The organism is Sinorhizobium chiapasense (genome assembly GCF_045277575.1).
GTDB classification, from domain to species: Bacteria; Pseudomonadota; Alphaproteobacteria; order Rhizobiales; family Rhizobiaceae; genus Ensifer; species Ensifer chiapasense_A.
On record NZ_CP144205.1, the window covers coordinates 1,345,766 to 1,363,645 of the forward strand.

Genomic DNA, 17,880 nt, shown 5'->3' on the forward strand with positions numbered 1-17,880 from the left:
GATTAACGATCAATTAGAATGCTGTTTTTGCTGCGCTAAGCATCTGTGTTTTAAATATTTTCTGAAATCACGGGCGCGCGCTCACTGCGCCTCTGGCGAGCGTGGCTCGTGTTATTCCGCCGGGCGTTGTCGACCAGATCTCAGGTGTATCTCGCACGTGCGAAAGCGCGTTGGGATATCCGCGGTTTGGGCAACGAAAAACGCCCCCCGGAATGAATGAACTGACCCCGTAAAGTTGGACGGTTCATAGGCTGGGATGATTTAAGGGCTGGTCCTGTATTGTACAGGGCTCAGCCCTTTGAGCTTCAGTTTGATGCGGTGATGGAAGTGGATGTAGTCTGCGATGCCGTCTTGCAGGCTGTTGATGCTGTCGAAGCGCGTGGGATGGAAGAACTCGGATTTGAGGATGGCGAAGAAGCTTTCCATGGCGGCGTTGTCGAGGCAGTTGCCTTTGCGTGACATGCTCTGATCGATGTTGCCTGCCTGAAGCAGGCGCTGCCAGGCCGGCATCTGATATTGCCATCCCTGGTCGGAGTGCAGGATCGGCCGTTCATCGGCCTGCAATCGGCTCAGAGCTTTGGTGAGCATGCTCTCGACCAGTTTGAACACCGGCCGCCTGGCGGTCTCATAGGCGATGATTTCGCCGTTGTGGAGGTCCATGACCGGCGAGAGATAGAGCTTCTCGCCCGCCACGCTGAACTCCGTCACATCGGTCACCCATTTCTGGTTCATGCGCTCGGCGGCGAACTGCCGCTGGATGCGATCGGGCGCTACGTGTCCGGCCTGGCCCGTGTAGGAGCGGTATTTCTTCGGCCGGACCAGCGACTTCAGGCCCAGCTCGACCATCAGCCGCTGAACCGTCTTGTGGTTGACCGTCTCGCCTAGTCCGCGCAACGCTGCGCTCACCCGGCGGTAGCCATAGCGGCCCTTGTGGGCCGCGAAGATTGATCGGATCCGGTCCTTAAGCACGATATGCCGGTCGGGCCGGGCGAGTGCCTGCTGCTGATAGTAGAACGTGCTGCGCGCCAGGCCGGCAAGCTTGAGCAAGCCGTCAAGCCGATAGAACGGCCTTAACGCTTGGACGACGTGCGCTTTTTCGGCGCCTGTTCCCGCGTTAAGGCCTCCAGTTTTTTTAGGTAGGCGTTCTCCATGCGCAGATAGTTCAGTTCTGCCAACAGCTCCTCACGGCTCTTGGCGTCATCGCTCCGCGAAGCATCCGCTCCACTGGCTTTGACGGGTGGTTCTGGCATGGATGGCGGCCTTCCTCTCCGGCGCGGGGTCAAGGCTGCGAGCCGCCGCGTTCATATCGCCTCTCCCATTCCGAAAGGCAGCCGGCATTGCGGATGCCGAAGATCGCCGCTGCCTGCCGACGGGACAACCCATCCTCCCACATCCGACGCAGAACCGATAGCTTGAACTCGGCATCATAGTGGCCGTATTTCTTCTCCAGTCCCGCCAAACCATGCGCCGCATGAGCCGCCACCCATTTGCGCACCGTCGCGTCATCGATGCCGAACCGCGCCCCAACGCTGCCGTAGCCGTGATCACCGCGCAGATAAAACGCGACGACAGACTGCTTGAAAACCGTGCTGTGCTTGGACATGCAAAACCCCCGAAGGTTGATGTCCAACTTTCGGGGGTCAGTTCAGAACCGGAGGGCGCTTTTACTGGAGGTCGGTTGCGCTCGAAGCGCAGCCTGAATTACTTGATCGCCTGGCGAGCAACGTACGGGATGTCGCCGCGGCCGATGCCGAGGTCGCTGAGCTCCCGGTCGGTCATGCGGCCGAGCTCGTTGCAGGTCTGACGATACTTGCGCCAATTGTTGAAAGAACGTGCGAGGTTCATGATCCTATCCTTTCTAGGGTCGTTTGCCAGCGCTCTATCTCTCTTGCTGGCCGTCATCTGATGATCTGAAATATAATCGTTTTGAGCAGAAGTTACAGAGATAATGCTGCATCGCACCCATGCATCAGGTGCAAGCCTTGGCGCAGTCGCCAGGCCACCAATGGCGCTCGATGCGCATCGTGCAATCGGGTTGTGGTGGTTGAAGGTCTCGACCGAAATCCACGGCCGGAAAACAAACAACGCTCGCTGGGGGAGGAGGTCCAGCGAGCGTCGCTTTGTTCTGATCGGCAACCGGGAGGAGGAGTGTCGCCGATCCAAATCGAGGGGCGCTGGGAGGAGGAGTGCGCCGCCCCGATCGATGAATTGAAGATAGTATGGAGCCGGACGGAAGGGTAGAGCTGTTCCAGAATGGCACCTATGCAATAGGTGCATGGCTCTGGCGGGCGCGACCGTAATGTGCACGAATATTGTGCAATTGCTCGAGGCGCTGGCTTTCTTGTGGGAGGAGGGCTGAAAACAATAACGCTCGCTGGGGGAGGAGGTCCAGCGAGCGTCATTTGAAGTGATTGGCAACCGGGAGGAGGAGTGTTGCCAATCTGATCGGAGGAGCGTTGGGAGGAGGAGTACGCTCATCCGAATTCTGTCGGGTTTTGCCCGGGCCTTTCCCAGTGTCCTGAGGCGGTTGGCCAGTTCCGCTGGCGATCGTCTGGCTTGCTGCCCTCGTTCGCCTTTGATGATTTGAATATAGGGGCTCTAAATCGATTTGTGCAGTGCAATATCCGCATGGAAGATATGCGCATCGCGCAAGCCGTTCAGCAGTTCCTATCGGTACGGGAGCACGCTCGCGACAGAGCAGTTGTATTTCCGCGCCGATACGTGGTTAGTTGGTGACGAAACCGGATCATTTCAAGCATCGGATGCTTAAGGCTGAGGGCAGCATGTATCGCGCGCGTCTCGAGCGAGACTTCAAGCACTGGATCGACAAGGGCCTGCTGCAGGACAATGCCGCACGCGCCATGCTGGCCGAGTATGACGGGCGGGAGTCAACCTTCCGAGCCGGGCGCGTCCTGCTCATTCTCGCCGCCCTTCTGCTATCCGCGTCGATCCTGTTGCTTGTCGCCGCCAATTGGGAGGCGCTGCCGCGTCTGGCGCGGGTTGCCGGCATTGTTGCCCTGATCTGGGGCTTCCATTTTGCCGCTGGCTGGCTGTTGCGCGCCGGCAGGGCGGCCTTTGCCGCCGCAGCTCTGGTCCTGGGAGCGGCCGCCTTTGGCGGCGGCATCGCCCTCATCGGGCAGATGTATCACCTGTCGGGTGATGCGGCTGATGCTGCGCTGCTCTGGTTCTTGGGCGCCAGTCTCTCGGCATTCGCATTTCGCTCGGCGGCGATGGCAACCGCCGCCGGCGGGCTCGCGTGGATTTATTTCGGTACGATGTTGACGGAAGGTGCGTTCCCCACGATCTCCGACTGGCACTCGTGGTCCGTACCGGTCCTGGCCGCAATCGTCGTTCTCCTGGTTCGTTTCACGGATGCGGGCAGGGCTCGCCATCTTGCTTATCTGCTCGTTCTTTCCTGGCTGGCATGGCTCTACCTGGATAGCCCATCGCTTGCTTTCGCCGCTGGCCTCGCTGTCCTCGGTCTTGCGGCATTCCTGGTGGCGACCCTGCCGGGTTCGCCCCTGCGCCAACTTGCGCTCGATGCCGGTTCGGCACCCGCCTTCTATTCCTTTGCGCTCGCCCTGCTTGGTTTCACCGGGCTTCAATATGAGGCAGTCGGCCCGACGACGGAGATCGCGACCGGCGCAGGCACGTTGCTGGTGGCGCTCCTCGGCATTGCGCTTGCCGGAGCGCAGAATGGGGCTGTGCGCTATCTCGGCTATGTCGCCTTTGCCGGAGAGCTTCTCTATCTCGCTTTTGAAACCTTGGGATCAATGCTCGGCACATCGGGCTTCTTCCTGATTTCAGGGCTGGTCGTCGCGTGCATCGCGTGGTTGGTCATTCGCATCGAAGGGCACATGGCGCGGACGCGCCAGGCGGAGGTTTCGCGATGAGCAGCGGCGCATCGAATAAGCGTTGGCTGAACCCGCTGCTTGCCGCCCTGCTTGTCGCCGGCGCGCAGACGGCGGCACTCGGCTACATGATCGAGAGCAGGGCCTCGATCCTCAGAAGCGGACGGGACGTCCTCCTGAAAACCGTGCCCGTTGATCCGCGCGACCTGCTCAGGGGCGACTATGTGATCCTGAGCTACGATATTTCCAGGCTGCAGCCCGAGCTGTTCAAGGGCGCCATTCCGACGCAATCGGGTGAGGTGGTGCTTTATGTCCGGCTGGAAAAGCAGCCCGACGGTTTCTGGACGGCGACCGAAGCGTCGTTCCAACCCTTGCCGCCCGCTGGCGATAGCGTCGTACTCCGCTCGCTTCCATTCTCCTATTATCCGTCGTCGCCTCCTTCCGCGGTGAATGTCGACTACGGCATAGAGCGCTTCTACGTGCCGGAGGGCGAAGGGCGCACATTGGAGGAGGCGCGCAATGCCGAGGCGCTTTCCGTCGACATCCGCGTTGATGGAAAGGGCCGTGCGCAGATCCGCGAGATCGCGGTCAACGGAAGCCCGGTCTACGAAGAGCCGCTCTATTGAGGCTTGGTCGTCCTGCTCCGTTCCAACGTGAAATTCCGCATTTTCCCTTTGATCCCGCGAAAACGAGTGATATAGAGACGCCGCGCTCGGGAAAGCCGTGAACTTTCAGCATGCCCATAGTATCCGCGGGATTCCGCTGGTTGGACTTGCGGGAAAACGATCAGGCGGTGCGATTGTCTGAACGCGGGTATGGTGAAATTGGTAGACACGCCAGATTTAGGTTCTGGTGCCGCAAGGCGTGGGAGTTCAAGTCTCTCTACCCGCACCAGACAGGGATCGCGCCTAAAGTCCGGATTCTGCAGGGATGAAGGGGGCTGGAGTGCCATTTTGCTTGCAAAACGGTTGCAGAACTGCGTAAAGCCACTCCCGGCAAATGGATCGGCTCACGTGCTCGCCAGACCTTATGAAGGGGAAGAGCACAGTCAACGTGAAATGAAGGTTTGAACATGCAGGTTATCGAAACGCTCGCTCAAGGGCTGAAGCGCGAACTCAAGGTCGTTATCCCGGCCAAGGACATGGAAGCTCGGATGAACGAGCGCCTGGCCGAAGTGAAGGACCGTGTGAAGATCAACGGCTTCCGTCCGGGCAAGGTGCCGGTCGCGCATCTGAAGAAGGTCTACGGCAAATCGATCATGGCTGATCTCGTCAACGAGATCGTCCGCGACAAGCCGACCGAGATCCTGTCGGGCCGTGGCGAAAAGTCGGCGACCCAGCCGGAAATCGCGATGACCGAGGACGAGGCCGAAGCCAACAAGATCCTCAATGCGGAAGCTGACCTCGAGTTCACCGTTGCCTACGAAATCATCCCGGCGATCGAACTCAAGGACGTCAGCGGCATCAAGGTGACCCGCGAAGTCGTCGAGATCGCTGACGAGGAAGTCAACGAACAGATCCTGAAGATCGCCGAAAGCGCCCGCAGCTACGAATCGAAGAAGGGCAAGGCTGCCAACGGCGACCGCGTCACCATCGATTACCTCGGCAAGGTCGACGGCGTTGCCTTCGACGGCGGCAAGGACGAAGACGCTGAGCTGGTTCTCGGCTCCAACCGCTTCATCCCGGGCTTCGAAGAGCAACTCGTCGGCGTCAAGGCTGGCGACGAGAAGACGATCACCGTCACCTTCCCGGCTGACTACCCGGCTGCGAACCTCGCCGGCAAGGAAGCGACCTTCGACATCACCGTCAAGGACGTTGCTGCTGCCCAGGACATCGAAATCAACGACGAACTGGCCACCAAGCTCGGTCTCGAATCGGCTGACAAGCTGAAGGAAATCGTCCGCGGCCAGATCGAAAGCCAGTACGGCAACCTGACCCGCCAGAAGGTCAAGCGTCAAATCCTCGACCAGCTCGACGAACTCTACCAGTTCGAAACGCCGGAGCGCCTCGTCGAAGCCGAATTCGAAAACATCTGGCGCCAGATCAACACCGACCTGCAACAGGCCGGCAAGACCTTCGCTGACGAAGAAACCACCGAAGAAGAAGCCCGCGCCGAATACCGCAAGCTCGCTGAGCGTCGCGTCCGCCTCGGCCTGGTTCTCTCGGAAATCGGTGAAAAGGCCGGCGTCCAGGTCAGCGACGACGAACTGCAGCGTTCGCTGTTCGAGCAGCTCCGCCAGTTCCCGGGCCAGGAAAAGCAGATCCTCGACTACTTCAAGAACACCCCCGGCGCCGCTGCATCGCTCCGCGCTCCGCTGTTCGAAGAAAAGGTCGTCGACCACCTGCTCGGCGAAATCTCGGTAACCGACAAGACGGTTTCCAAGGAAGAGCTGACGGCTGACGACGAAGAAGGCGAAGGCAAGACTGCCAAGAAGGCTCCGGCCAAGAAGAAGGCTGCTGCCAAGGCTGAAGCCGCTGAAGGTGAAGAAGCCGCGGCTCCGAAGAAGAAGGCTCCGGCCAAGAAGAAGGCCGCTGACGACAGCGCCGAGTAATCGGACCTACAGCGCCGCGCGTCTTTTAAGACGCGCAAAGATCGCTGTAGCACTTTGAGTTGCTGCATGTCTTTGTCCTCAAATCGAGGTCGACTTAAGGAGACATGCAGTAAGCCTCAGGAATCGAAATGCCCTGCCGCTTGCGGCAGGGCTTTTTCGTTGGAGGGACGTCGGGGAGGCGGATCTATTCCGGTTTCAGCGGCGTGGCCTAGCCGATGTCGAGGAGCAGGGCCCGGTGGTCGGACACTTCCGGCTGTGCGACGACCTCGAACCGGGCGATATCGACGCCACCATTCACGAGCATGTAATCGGCAAAGCGGCCGCTTTTCAGATAGTGCGACGTTCGGGTGTCCGTGTGGCCACGGGAGGCCACAAGGTCGATAAGCCCAAGCCGCCCGAGTGCCTGGAAGGTAACGCTGTCGGGAAGCACGTTGAAGTCGCCGCACACGACAAGCCGCTCGTCTCCGGGCCAGACCTGACGGATGAGCGCCACAAGCGCATCCGCTTGCGCGTGCCGCGCCGCCGTGTCGTTCTTGCCGTCAATTTCTCTCAACCCATGCATATGGGCGATAGTGATCGCAGCGCCGATGTCGTGATCGAACAGGCGGATGCAATGCGCATTCCGCGCTCGTGGATGTGGCCCCCACCCGCCGGATGAAAAGCTGCCATGCACGAAGCCGAGCGCCTGGCCGATGACGGAATACGTCCGTCGGACGAAGGTTGCGAGCCCAAATTCCGAGACCACGGACCTGTCGCCGTCGAAAAGCGTGCCGCGCGCCGTCGGGCAGAAGAAGCCATCATGCCCCGGAAGCGCTGCCGCGATCTCGTCGAAGAGGTTTGCGCGCTGCGGCAGTACGACATCCGCATCGCGATACGTCAGCCACTCGGCTTCCGTGGTCGGCGAACGCGCAATCTCCTGCAGGCACAGGACATCGGCATCGACCTCCGCGAGATATTTCATCAACGGGGAATGGAGCTTACCGCCCCAGGCATTGAGCGAAAGGATGCGCATGGCGTTCATGTCTCTTTATCGGGAGCGGCAAAGCTAACCGATTCGTTGGCATGTGGGCATGCGCGCAATTTGCGTGACCGCTTGCTCGGTATGTGACCGAGTTGGACGCCATGGACCGTCGGTGTCGTCTTTTGAGCGCGCTCAGATCTGTCGGCTGCGGCTTACGCTTTCGGCAGTTCCTGCTTGATCTCGCCCATGCGGTTCCATGCATCCAGGCCGGCAATCTTGTAGGCCTCGGCAAGCGTCGGGTAGTTGAAGGTGTTCTCGACGAAATACTCGACCGTGCCCTTGAGGTTCAACACGGCCTGGCCGATGTGAACCAGCTCGGTCGCGCCTTCGCCGATGATGTGCACGCCGAGCAGGCGGCGCGTCTTCATCGAGAAGATCATCTTCAGCAAGCCGGAATCGAGCCCCATGATGTGACCGCGCGAGGTCTCGCGGAAGCGGGCAATGCCGCATTCATAGGGGATGCCGCGTTCCTTGACCTCTTCTTCCGAAAGGCCGCAGGTGGAAATTTCCGGCACCGCGTAGATGCCGTAGGGGAAATACTTCTGCGGTTCCATGGCGATCGCGCCGACGGCAACGCGCGCCGCGATCCGGCCTTGTTCCATGGAGGTCGAGGCAAGGCTCGGGAATCCGACGACATCGCCGGCGGCATAGATATTCGGCACCGAGGTCTGGAATGTCTCCGGATTGACCTTGAGCCGTCCGCGGCTGTCGGCCTCAAGCCCGGCTGCAGGCAGGTTCAGCATGTCGGTCGCGCCCATGCGGCCGGCAGCGAAGAGCACCATGTCGGTGACGATCTTGCGGCCGTTGTCGAGCGTCAGCAGAACCTTACCGTCGTCGAGCCGCTCGACCTTGTCGGCTTTCTGGCCCAGATGCAGCTTCATGTTGCGGTCGCGCAGCTGGTAGGTGAAATCCTCGACGATCTCCTTGTCGATGAAGTCGAGCATCGTCGTCTTGGGGTCGATCACCGTGACATGTGTGTCCAGCGCGCTGAAGATCGTCGCGTATTCGATACCGACGACGCCGGCGCCGATGACCACGAGCGAGCGCGGCAGTTCCGCGATATCGAGCAGTTCGTCACTGTCGAGGACGGTCTTGCCGTCGAAGGGCATGTAGTCCGGGCGGAATGGCTTCGTGCCGACGGCAAGCAGGATGCTGGTCGCTGAAACGAGCAGGGTCTCGCCGTCGTCCTTCACAACCTCGAGCGTGGTCGGATCGACGAAACTTGCCTTACCGCGCATCTGCTGCACGCGGTTGCGGGCAAACTGGTGTTCGAGAACCTCGACCTCGTGATTGAGGGTGATGATCAGCCGTTGCCTGAGATCGTCGGCGCTGATCTCCTGCTTCACGCGATAGGCGCGCCCGTAGAAGCCGCGTTCACGCCAGCCGGAGAGATTGAGTGCCGTCTCCCGCAGGGTCTTGGAGGGGATGGTACCCGTATGCACCGAAACGCCGCCGACGCGTTTTCCCTGTTCGATGACGAGAACCTTCTTGCCGAGCTTGGCAGCCTGGATGGCGCCGCGGCGGCCGGCAGGCCCGCTTCCGACGACGATGAGATCGAACTGGTTCATGGGCATTTCCGTTTGAAGGGAGGAATCGTTGTGCATCGCAAAAATTCTCGCTTGCAAGCGTCTATACCGTCAATGGCACGGTTTGATGAAGTGGTTTTCATAGCCGAAACAGCTGGATGAGAATATAAGGGAATGCGCGTAGGCTTGGCTTCGTTACGACATGCCGAGCCCCATCGGTGTCGTATTCGCCTGGGGAGGCTGACGATGGGATTGGAGCTTACGAACAGGGCGGTGCCGCCAGTCGACGAGGAGGGCGCGGCTGCACAGTCCGCGCATCGACCGGGTGTCGTTGCGGCGGCGGTCTATGAGAACGGCGTAAGGCTGCGCGATATTCGAATCGAAGATGCCGGCAAGTGGCGGTCGCGGCCAGGCGCGGTGATCTGGATTGGCCTACACGAGCCCGATGCGGACCTGCTTCACCAACTGCAACGAGAGTTTGACCTCCACGATCTGGCCATCGAGGACGCCGGCAAGGCGCATCAACGGCCGAAACTGGAGATCTATGGCGACTCGATCTTCGTCGTGGCCCGCACCGCCCACATGGTCGGCGATGAGATCGCTTTCGGCGAGACCCATCTCTTCGTCGGCCGAGGCTATGTCGTCTCGGTCAGGCACGGCGCGTCCACGTCCTACATGGCGGTGCGCCAGCGCTGCGAATCTTCGCCGTCCGCGCTCGCCCATGGCGAAAACTACATCCTCTATTCGATCCTCGATTTCATCGTCGACAACTACATGCCGGTGATCGAGGCGATCCATGAGGAGGTGGAAGAACTGGAAGATCGGCTGTTACGCGAGCGATTGGTCAAGCGTGATATCGAGCGTCTTTATCTGCTCCGCCGCAACCTCCTGAGACTGCGCAATGCGGTCTTGCCGCTTGTCGACGTTTGCCGCCGGCACGAACACATCGATCTTCCCGGGATGGATGCCGCGCTGCAGCCGCTCTTTCGCGATGTGACCGACCACGTGCGCCGCGTGCAGGAGGATATCGATGCGCTGCGCGAGGTTCTTGCCTTCACCTTCGAAGCGAGCCTGATGATCGGACAATCCGAACAGACGGAGATTTCCCGCAAACTCGCGTCGTGGGCGGCGATCCTCGCCGTGCCGACCGCGATCGCCGGTATCTACGGCATGAATTTCGACGACATGCCGGAGCTGAAGTTCCGCTATGGCTATTTCGTCGTGCTGGCGGTGATCATCGGACTGTGTGCGACGCTCTATCGCTTCTTCCGACGCGCGAAATGGCTGTAGGCCGAAGCACTTCCCGGGAACAATGTGAAGCGGTTTCCGTCTGGAACTGCTTCTCAGAACAGCCGCCTTCAGGCTGACATGTCCATCCTTGCCGATGATGATGTGATCGTGGACGGCGATGCCGAGCGGCTTCGCGGTTTCGACGATCAGCTTGGTCATGTCGATATCGGCGCGTGACGGCGTAGGGTCCCCGGACGGATGATTGTGAACGAGAATGATCGCGGTGGCGGAGAGTTCGAGTGCGCGTTTGACCACTTCACGCGGATAAACCGGCGTATGGTCGATCGTGCCCGTCTGCTGCACCTCGTCGGCGATCAACGCGTTGCGCTTGTCGAGAAAGAGGATGCGGAACTGTTCCTTGGTCTCGTAGGCCATTGCAGCATGGCAATAATCAATGACGGCGCTCCAGGAGGAGAGAAGGTGCTTTTGCCGAAGCGCGCTCTTCAGGGTGCGGTGACCGATGGTGGAGATCAGCTTGAGATCGAGGGCAACGGCCTCGCCGATACCGTCTACCTCCTGCAACAGCCCGATCGGTGCGCCGAAAACGCCGGCAAGCGTTCCGAAACGACTGATGAGCGCCTTGGCGATCGGCTTGGTATCCTTGCGTGGGATCAGCCGAAACAACAGCATTTCCAAGATTTCGTAGTCCGCAAGCGCCGCGTCACCGTGCTCGCGATAGCGCGCCCGCAACCGATCGCGATGGCCGTGATAATGCGCTTCAGGCGCCGGCGCCTTCTTAGGCGCAGCTCCCCTGTCCAATTGCAATTGCGGAAAAAACGTCCTTTCGTCCGCCGATAGCGCTTCATCGCCCTCAGGGGAGATCGGACGCTTCTTCATGCGGCGCCGACATTGTTGAGGCCCGGCTTGAACAGGCCGGCGGGCGACAGCGTGAAGATCTCGCATCCCTCGGCGGTCACGCCGACCGTGTGCTCGTATTGCGCCGAAAGCGACCGGTCGCGGGTAACGGCGGTCCAGCCATCCGAAAGCACCTTCACATGCGGACGGCCGAGATTGATCATCGGCTCGATGGTGAAGATCATGCCCTCACGCAATTCGGGCCCTTCATTGGCGCGGCCGTAGTGCAGGATGTTCGGCGCATCGTGAAAGAGCTTGCCAACACCGTGGCCGCAGAAATCGCGCACCACCGAGCAGCGCTCCGCTTCGGCATAGGTCTGGATCGCCTCGCCGATGGCGCCGGTGCGTGCGCCCGGGCGTACGGCGGCAATGCCGCGCATCAGGCTTTCATGGGTGACATCGAGCAGCCGCTCGGCCGCGCGCTTGATCTCGCCGACCGGATACATGCGGCTCGAGTCGCCATGCCAGCCATCGACGATATAGGTGACGTCGATGTTGACGATGTCGCCTTCGCGCAGCGGCTTGTCATTGGGAATCCCGTGACAGACGACGTGATTGATCGAGGTGCAGGAGGACTTCGTGTAGCCGCGGTAGTTCAGCGTCGCGGGCAGGGCGCCATTGTCCATGCCGAACTCTAAGACGAAGCGGTCGATCTCGTCGGTCGTGACGCCCGGCTGAACGCGCGAGACGAGTTCGTCGAGGCAGCGCGCGGTTACCTGGCAGGCTTTGCGCATGCCCTCGAAACCTTCCGGTCCGTAGAGCCGGATAACGCCGGTGTTTTTATAGGGGGCAGACCCTGCCTCGATGTAAGTCACCATTCCAAAGCTTTCATTTGTTCCAAGTCGGATTTCATAGAGCAGCGAGGGCCGTTTCGTCCACTGCCATCAACCCGGTCGGACGGATTTGGGTCGGCGAAACCTGACATTTGATCGCATAGGCCTCGAGCCCGCGTGCCATGGCGCGGTCAAAGGCTTGCGCATAGGCGGGGTCGAAGTCGCGGCAGATTCGCAAGCGGTCGCAGTCGCTGCGCTGCACGAGATAGATCATGACGGCGCGGTGGCCGGCTTCGACCATGTCGCCGAGTTCGTCGAGATGTTTGGCGCCGCGTGCCGTCGGGCTGTCCGGAAACTCGGCGAGACCGGGCCTGCGGCTGAAATGCACGTTCTTCACCTCGACATAGGCAAGGCCGCGAACGGGGTCGGTGAGCAAGATATCGATCCGCGAATTGCGACCGTATTTCTGTTCCCGCGTGGAGTCCTGGTATGTGTGCAGATCGGAAACGAGGCCCAGACGAATGGCTTCCTCGGCGAGCCGGTTCGGCAAGCCGGTATTGATCCCGACCAGCGTGCCGTCGGCTTCGACGATTTCGAGCATGTGACGGTATTTCCGGGTCGGGCTGTCGTGTTCCGACATCCATATGCGTGAGCCCGGCGTCGTCAGACCACGCATCGAGCCCGTATTCGGGCAGGATCCGGTCAAGGCTGTGCCGTCCGGCTGGATCGCATCGAAGAGAAAGCGCTTGTAGCGCTGCACGAGGGTTGCCTGTGCGAGCGGCGGATCGAAGATCAAAAGATATGTCCTGCAACTGTATCATGCCCGGGCGCGAACGTAGGAGCCCGGCGCTTCTTCGAGCGAATTCAGTGGGCCGCCGGGCTTGCGGGCCGGAACGCGTCTCTTGTCGAGCTTCTCGATCCATTGGTGCCAATGCGGCCACCAGGATCCCGGCGTTTCCTTCGCGGCTTTGAACCAGTCGTCGAACTCCCCCTTGGGCGCGCCTCCGGTCCAGAACTGGTATTTTCCCTTGTCCGGCGGATTGACGACGCCGGCAATGTGGCCCGAGCCGGAGAGCACGTAGGTAACCTTGCCGCCGAAGGAAGAGCTACCCAGGAAAACCGAGCGCGGCGGAGCGATGTGATCTTCCTTGGTGGCGAGATTGTAGATCGGGATCTTCACGTCGCCGAGCGACACCTGCCGGCCCGCAAGCACCATTTCACCCTTCGAGAGCTTGTTCTCGAGGTAGCAATTGCGCAGATAGAAGGAGTGGTTGGCTGCCGGCATCCGCGTCGAATCGGAATTCCAGTAGAGCAGATCGAAGGGCAGGGGATCCTGCCCCTTGAGGTAGTTGTTGACGAAGTAGGGCCAGATGAGCTCGGAGGCGCGCAGCATATTGAAGGCGGTCGCCATCTTCGAGCCGTCGAGATAGCCGGTCACGCTCATGTTCTGTTCGATCTGACGAATCTGGTCTTCGTCGACGAAGACCTTGAGGTCGCCCGCATGGGTGAAGTCGACCTGTGTCGTGAAGAGGGTCGCGGAGCGAATGCGGTCGTCGCCTTCGGCAGCATGCAGCGCAAGGGTTGCCGCCAGCAAGGTGCCGCCGACGCAATAGCCGATGGCGTTGACTTCGCTCTCGCCGGTCGCCTGCTCGACGGTGTCGAGGGCAAAGCCGATGCCTTCGCGGGCATAGGCCTCCCAGTCCTTGGTCGCATGCCGCTCGTCGGGGTTCACCCAGGAGATCACAAACACCGTGTGCCCCTGGTCAACGGCCCATTTGATGAAGGATTTCTGCGGGTTGAGGTCGAGGACGTAGAACTTGTTGATCCACGGCGGGCAGATCAGCAACGGTCGTTTCAGCACCGTCTCCGTCGTCGCTTCATACTGCAGCACCTGGCAGACGTCGCTCTGGGCGATGACCTTGCCGGGCGTGATTGCGATATTCTCGCCGATCGCGAATTTGCTGGTGTCCGTCTGCCGCAGCTTGAGGTCGCCACGGCCGGCGGCGACGTCCTCGGCGAACATCTGCATGCCCTTGACGAGGTTGGCGCCGCTCGACGCGACGGTTTCGCGATAGAGTTGCGGATTGGTGGTGACGAAATTCGTAGGCGAGAGCGCGCTCGAAACCTGCCGGACGTAGAAGGCCGCCTTGTGCCTGGTGTGATCGTCGAGCCCTTCGGCATCCTCGACCATGCGCTCGGCCCAATCCGATGTGACGAAATAGGCCTGCCGGATGAAATCGAAGAACGGGTTCTTCACCCAATCCTCGTCGGTGAAGCGCTTGTCGTTGCGCTGGAGCGCGGCCGGCTCCGCCATCCCGACGTCGCCGGACATGCGATGGAGCGTCCGCGACCAGATCTCGAAGAAGCTGCCCATCAGATGCGTCTGCGCTTCAAGCGTGCGGCGCGGATCGGAAAGCCAGTATTCGGAGACCTTGGACAGCGTTTTCACCATGTCGGTGACCGGCTCGGCGAAGACGCCCGATTTCTGCCCCGATTCACGCGGCGCGAGCCAGGCGGAGGCCGCCTTGCCGAGTTGCTCCATGGCGCGGGCGAGGTTGACGGCGAGGCTTTCCGGGTCCTTGACAATGTAAGGCTCGACGGATTTGGGGTCGAAACCCGTGAAGCTGTCCTTGCCAGTGGTGCCTTCCGCTTTCCTCTCTGCTGTCACCCGGCTTCCTCCACAGCATCTTGTTTGTTTTGTATTTTTACATTCTGCCCGAAAATGATTACAAGGGCTAGGCGCATCGTCGCGCCGTCAGATCAGAGGTTCTCTTCAGTATGCTTACCGTCGGAAAACAGCGTTCCATCACCTGGCTTGCCGGGATCGTTCTGTTAGGTACGCTTGCAGGCTGCAACAGCCAGACGACGAACTTCGAGAACTATCCCTCGGTCTACGGCCAAAAGCCGGCCGCGACGACGCAGATGACGAATGAGGAGGCGGCCGACATGCAGGCGCGCCTGACATCGCTTGGCGCTGCGCGCAAGTCCGGCGCGATCTCGGAAGCGGAATATCAGCGCCGTCTGAAGGAAATGCGCGCGCTCGCCGAACAGCACGGCGCCGACACGCTGAAAGAGATCCAGAATTAGCGCTTGCCTTTCGGGTGATTTGGACGCAAAGCGTTCAATGGCCGCAAGACGGCCGTTCACCACAGCGCACGGTTTCGCGAAGGCTTGAGCCGCTGGCGGGAGCGTGCGCCAAACGAGGTTTGGAGATGGAAGAGTTTCACAAAGTCCGGCGTTTGCCGCCCTATGTTTTCGAACAGGTCAACCGTTTGAAAGCAAGCGCGCGAGCGGCCGGTGCTGACATCATCGACCTCGGCATGGGCAATCCGGATCTTCCCACACCACAGTCGATTGTCGACAAGCTTTGCGAGGTCGTTCAGGACCCGCGCACGCATCGTTATTCGTCGTCGAAGGGCATTCCCGGGCTGCGTCGTGCCCAGGCCGCCTACTACGCCCGTCGCTTCGGCGTCAAACTCAATCCGGAAACGCAGGTCGTCGCCACCCTTGGCTCCAAGGAAGGCTTCGCCAACATGGCCCAGGCGATCACCGCGCCGGGTGATGTGGTCCTGTGCCCGAACCCGACCTACCCGATTCACGCCTTCGGCTTCCTGATGGCCGGTGGGGTCATCCGCTCGATCTCGGTCGAGCCTGATGAGACCTTCTTCCCGCCGCTCGAGCGCGCCGTGCGTCACTCGATTCCTAAGCCGCTGGCGCTGATCCTCAACTATCCGTCGAACCCGACGGCGCAGGTCGCGACCCTCGACTTCTACAAGGACGTGATCGCCTTCGCGAAGAAGCACGACATCATCGTGCTTTCGGATCTTGCCTATTCGGAAATCTACTTCAACGACGCGCCGCCGCCGTCGGTGCTGGAGGTTCCAGGCGCGATCGACTGCACCGTCGAGTTCACCTCGATGTCGAAGACCTTCTCGATGCCCGGCTGGCGCATGGGCTTTGCCGTCGGCAATGAGCGGCTGATCGCGGCGCTGACCCGTGTAAAGTCGTACCTCGATTACGGCGCCTTCACGCCGATCCAGGTGGCGGCAACCCAGGCGTTGAACGGTGATGGCAGCGACATCGCCGAAGTCCGCAACGTCTATAAGCGCCGCCGCGACGTGATGGTCGAAAGCTTCGGCAAGGCGGGCTTCGACGTGCCGCCGCCGGCAGCGACGATGTTTGCCTGGGCGAAGATCCCGGAGAAGTTCCGCCATCTCGGTTCGCTCGAGTTCTCGAAGCTCCTGGTCGAGAAGGCTGATGTCGCGGTTGCTCCGGGCATCGGTTTCGGCGAGCAGGGCGACGACTATGTGCGCCTCGCTCTGGTCGAGAATGAGCACCGCATCCGCCAGGCGGCGCGCAATATCAAGAAATTCCTGTCGACTGCCGACGAGACGATGCACAACGTCATCTCGCTCAACGCGCACAGGTAAATAAGACGGGAGGCGCGCTCTTGGGTGCGCCTCCTTCCACACCGGCACCGCGGTTCTCGCGGCTCGCCCCTTACATGTTAGGAAATGGCTATGGCAGATGCCCTCAAAATCGGCATTGCGGGCTTGGGTACCGTCGGTGCCTCGCTCGTGCGAATCCTCCAGGATCGTCACGAGATGCTTGCGACAACGTGCGGGCGGGCAATCGAGACCACGGCCGTAACGGCACGCGACCGCAACAGGGATCGCGGCGTCGACCTTTCGCAAATCAAATGGTTCGACGATGCCGTCTCGCTTGCGCGTGACGCCGATATCGACGTTTTCGTCGAATTGATGGGCGGCTCCGGCGATCCAGCCTATTCCGCCGTCAAGGCCGCCTTGCAGCGTGGCATTCATGTGGTCACCGCCAACAAGGCGCTGCTTGCGGCCCATGGCATCGAACTCGCCAAGATCGCCGAGGAAAAGGGCGCGCTTCTGAACTACGAGGCGGCCGTTGCCGGCGGTATTCCCGTGATCAAGGCTCTGCGCGAGTCCATGACCGGCAATACGATCTCGCGCGTCTACGGGATCATGAACGGCACCTGCAACTACATCCTGACGAAGATGGAGAAGGAAGAGCTTTCCTTCGAAGCCTGCCTCAAGGAAGCACAGCGCCTCGGTTATGCGGAAGCCGATCCGGCCTTCGACATCGAGGGCAACGACACGGCGCACAAGCTGTCGATCCTGACGAGCCTTGCCTTCGGTACGGCGATCGCTGCCGACGACATCTATCTCGAAGGTATCACCAATATCTCGATCGACGACATCCATGCGGCGGCCGATCTCGGTTATCGGATCAAGCTCCTGGGGGTCGCGCAGCGTACCGAGAGCGGCATCGAGCAGCGCGTCCACCCGACGATGGTGCCCTATGATTCCGTCATCGCCCAGGTCGACGGCGTGACCAATGCAGTCGCGATCGAATCCGATATTCTCGGCGAATTGCTGATGGTCGGCCCCGGTGCCGGCGGCAACGCGACCGCCTCGGCCGTTCTCGGCGATATCGCCGATATCGCGAAAAGCCGCCCCGGTGCTCAGCACGTTCCGGCCTTCGGTCGCCCGACCAATGCGCTGCTTCCCTACAAGCGCGCGCAGATCCAGAGCCACGAGGGCGGCTACTTCATCCGCCTGAAGGTCGTCGACCGCACCGGCGTCTTTGCCAGCATCGCGACGCGCATGGCGGATAACGGCATCTCGCTGGAATCGATCATGCAGCATTCCAAGCACCTGATGGAGAGCGGCGAGCCGCAGACGATCATCCTGGTGACACATGCGACCTCGGAACATTCCGTGCGCGATGCCATCAAGGCGATCAAGAGCGAGGGCTATCTCGTCGGCGAGCCGCAGGTCATCCGCATCGAGCGTCCGAAGGCGAACTGAGGACGAAATAGACTTCAGGCAGCAAGGCAGGGCGGCGCGTAGCGCCGGATTGCCGCCGATAGATTGGAAGCCTCGCCGTGCAAGCACGCCGGCGAGGCTTTCTCGTATGGGCATGTCAGGCGAGCGGCGCCGAAAACGGGGCGCGGACCGTGGATCTCTGTGTATGCCGT

13 protein-coding genes, 1 tRNA gene and 2 pseudogenes are annotated in these 17,880 nt (G+C 60.9%); 8 read left to right on the forward strand and 8 right to left on the reverse strand.

From position 1 onward, the window contains the following. Positions 1-261 precede the first annotated feature (261 nt). Both QM996_RS06550 and QM996_RS06555 read right to left on the reverse strand, forming a co-directional pair. Positions 262-1,603: pseudogene (locus tag QM996_RS06550) on the reverse strand (IS3 family transposase). Between the two features lie 98 nt (positions 1,604-1,701). After that, positions 1,702-1,845 (reverse strand): DUF1127 domain-containing protein, encoded by a 144-nt coding sequence (locus QM996_RS06555; RefSeq protein ID WP_064816990.1) that lies wholly within the window; start codon positions 1,843-1,845, stop codon positions 1,702-1,704. A gap of 938 nt (positions 1,846-2,783) precedes the next feature. Between QM996_RS06555 and QM996_RS06560 the strand changes: the two genes are divergently transcribed. The 4 genes from QM996_RS06560 to tig all read left to right on the forward strand — a co-directional run bounded on the left by QM996_RS06560 (position 2,784) and on the right by tig (position 6,402). Beyond that, the gene (locus QM996_RS06560) at positions 2,784-3,893 is read left to right on the forward strand and encodes a DUF2157 domain-containing protein (protein ID WP_500269753.1); all 1,110 of its coding nucleotides are present in this window, start codon (positions 2,784-2,786) and stop codon (positions 3,891-3,893) included. Beyond that, positions 3,890-4,477, forward strand: coding sequence for a GDYXXLXY domain-containing protein (locus tag QM996_RS06565; protein WP_500269754.1), 588 nt, complete (start codon positions 3,890-3,892; stop codon positions 4,475-4,477). Before QM996_RS06560 ends, QM996_RS06565 begins: the two co-directional genes overlap by 4 nt. Before the next feature lie 183 nt (positions 4,478-4,660). Further along, a tRNA-Leu gene (locus QM996_RS06570) sits at positions 4,661-4,745 on the forward strand. 178 nt (positions 4,746-4,923) lie between these two features. Beyond that, the gene (tig, locus tag QM996_RS06575; protein ID WP_500269755.1) at positions 4,924-6,402 is read left to right on the forward strand and encodes a trigger factor; all 1,479 of its coding nucleotides are present in this window, start codon (positions 4,924-4,926) and stop codon (positions 6,400-6,402) included. Between the two features lie 208 nt (positions 6,403-6,610). Here the strand turns inward: tig and QM996_RS06580 are convergent, their stop codons facing one another. Together QM996_RS06580 and sthA are read right to left on the reverse strand one after the other, a co-directional pair. Further along, a complete protein-coding gene (locus tag QM996_RS06580) occupies positions 6,611-7,414 on the reverse strand; it encodes an endonuclease/exonuclease/phosphatase family protein (RefSeq protein ID WP_500270261.1) in 804 nt (267 codons plus the stop codon). 161 nt (positions 7,415-7,575) lie between these two features. Then, on the reverse strand, positions 7,576-8,991 hold the full coding sequence (sthA, locus tag QM996_RS06585; protein WP_500269756.1) for a Si-specific NAD(P)(+) transhydrogenase: 1,416 nt from the start codon (positions 8,989-8,991) through the stop codon (positions 7,576-7,578). Between the two features lie 204 nt (positions 8,992-9,195). Here sthA and QM996_RS06590 point away from each other — a divergent pair, with 204 nt between their 5' ends. Continuing rightward, the gene (locus QM996_RS06590) at positions 9,196-10,239 is read left to right on the forward strand and encodes a magnesium and cobalt transport protein CorA (protein ID WP_500269757.1); all 1,044 of its coding nucleotides are present in this window, start codon (positions 9,196-9,198) and stop codon (positions 10,237-10,239) included. Positions 10,240-10,290: 51 nt separating this feature from the next. Here QM996_RS06590 and radC read toward each other — a convergent pair. The 4 genes and pseudogenes from radC to phaC form a co-directional block, all read right to left on the reverse strand. Further along, positions 10,291-11,076: pseudogene (gene radC, locus QM996_RS06595) on the reverse strand (RadC family protein); the annotation flags it as partial. Further along, positions 11,073-11,912, reverse strand: a complete 840-nt coding sequence (gene map, locus QM996_RS06600; RefSeq protein ID WP_500269758.1) for a type I methionyl aminopeptidase — start codon at positions 11,910-11,912, stop codon at positions 11,073-11,075. The pseudogene radC and the gene map, both read right to left, overlap by 4 nt. Before the next feature lie 31 nt (positions 11,913-11,943). After that, entirely contained in the window at positions 11,944-12,663 is a 720-nt protein-coding gene (gene sfsA, locus QM996_RS06605; RefSeq protein WP_500269759.1) for a DNA/RNA nuclease SfsA, read from the reverse strand. Positions 12,664-12,684: 21 nt separating this feature from the next. Further along, positions 12,685-14,535, reverse strand: a complete 1,851-nt coding sequence (gene phaC / locus QM996_RS06610; RefSeq protein ID WP_500269760.1) for a PHA/PHB synthase family protein — start codon at positions 14,533-14,535, stop codon at positions 12,685-12,687. A 110-nt stretch (positions 14,536-14,645) separates the two neighbouring features. On the opposite strand from phaC, the gene QM996_RS06615 reads away from it, so the two are divergent. The 3 genes from QM996_RS06615 to QM996_RS06625 all read left to right on the forward strand — a co-directional run bounded on the left by QM996_RS06615 (position 14,646) and on the right by QM996_RS06625 (position 17,710). Then, entirely contained in the window at positions 14,646-14,954 is a 309-nt protein-coding gene (locus QM996_RS06615; protein WP_500269761.1) for an SHOCT domain-containing protein, read from the forward strand. Positions 14,955-15,079: 125 nt separating this feature from the next. Then, on the forward strand, positions 15,080-16,297 hold the full coding sequence (locus QM996_RS06620; protein WP_429817114.1) for an LL-diaminopimelate aminotransferase: 1,218 nt from the start codon (positions 15,080-15,082) through the stop codon (positions 16,295-16,297). A gap of 90 nt (positions 16,298-16,387) precedes the next feature. Continuing rightward, positions 16,388-17,710: a homoserine dehydrogenase gene (locus QM996_RS06625; RefSeq protein ID WP_500269762.1), complete on the forward strand. Its 1,323-nt coding sequence runs from the start codon at positions 16,388-16,390 to the stop codon at positions 17,708-17,710. The last annotated feature ends 170 nt before the right edge of the window (positions 17,711-17,880 follow it).

Excerpts from the sequence above, each read along its gene's own strand:
- QM996_RS06555 (WP_064816990.1), bottom strand. The coding sequence starts at position 1,845 with ATGAACCTCGCACGTTCTTTCAACAATTGGCGCAAGTATCGTCAGACC.
- QM996_RS06560 (WP_500269753.1), top strand. The coding sequence starts at position 2,784 with ATGTATCGCGCGCGTCTCGAGCGAGACTTCAAGCACTGGATCGACAAG.
- QM996_RS06565 (WP_500269754.1), top strand. The coding sequence starts at position 3,890 with ATGAGCAGCGGCGCATCGAATAAGCGTTGGCTGAACCCGCTGCTTGCC.
- tig (WP_500269755.1), top strand. The coding sequence starts at position 4,924 with ATGCAGGTTATCGAAACGCTCGCTCAAGGGCTGAAGCGCGAACTCAAG.
- QM996_RS06580 (WP_500270261.1), bottom strand. The coding sequence starts at position 7,414 with ATGCGCATCCTTTCGCTCAATGCCTGGGGCGGTAAGCTCCATTCCCCG.
- sthA (WP_500269756.1), bottom strand. The coding sequence starts at position 8,991 with ATGAACCAGTTCGATCTCATCGTCGTCGGAAGCGGGCCTGCCGGCCGC.
- QM996_RS06590 (WP_500269757.1), top strand. The coding sequence starts at position 9,196 with ATGGGATTGGAGCTTACGAACAGGGCGGTGCCGCCAGTCGACGAGGAG.
- map (WP_500269758.1), bottom strand. The coding sequence starts at position 11,912 with ATGGTGACTTACATCGAGGCAGGGTCTGCCCCCTATAAAAACACCGGC.
- QM996_RS06615 (WP_500269761.1), top strand. The coding sequence starts at position 14,646 with ATGCTTACCGTCGGAAAACAGCGTTCCATCACCTGGCTTGCCGGGATC.
- QM996_RS06620 (WP_429817114.1), top strand. The coding sequence starts at position 15,080 with ATGGAAGAGTTTCACAAAGTCCGGCGTTTGCCGCCCTATGTTTTCGAA.
- QM996_RS06625 (WP_500269762.1), top strand. The coding sequence starts at position 16,388 with ATGGCAGATGCCCTCAAAATCGGCATTGCGGGCTTGGGTACCGTCGGT.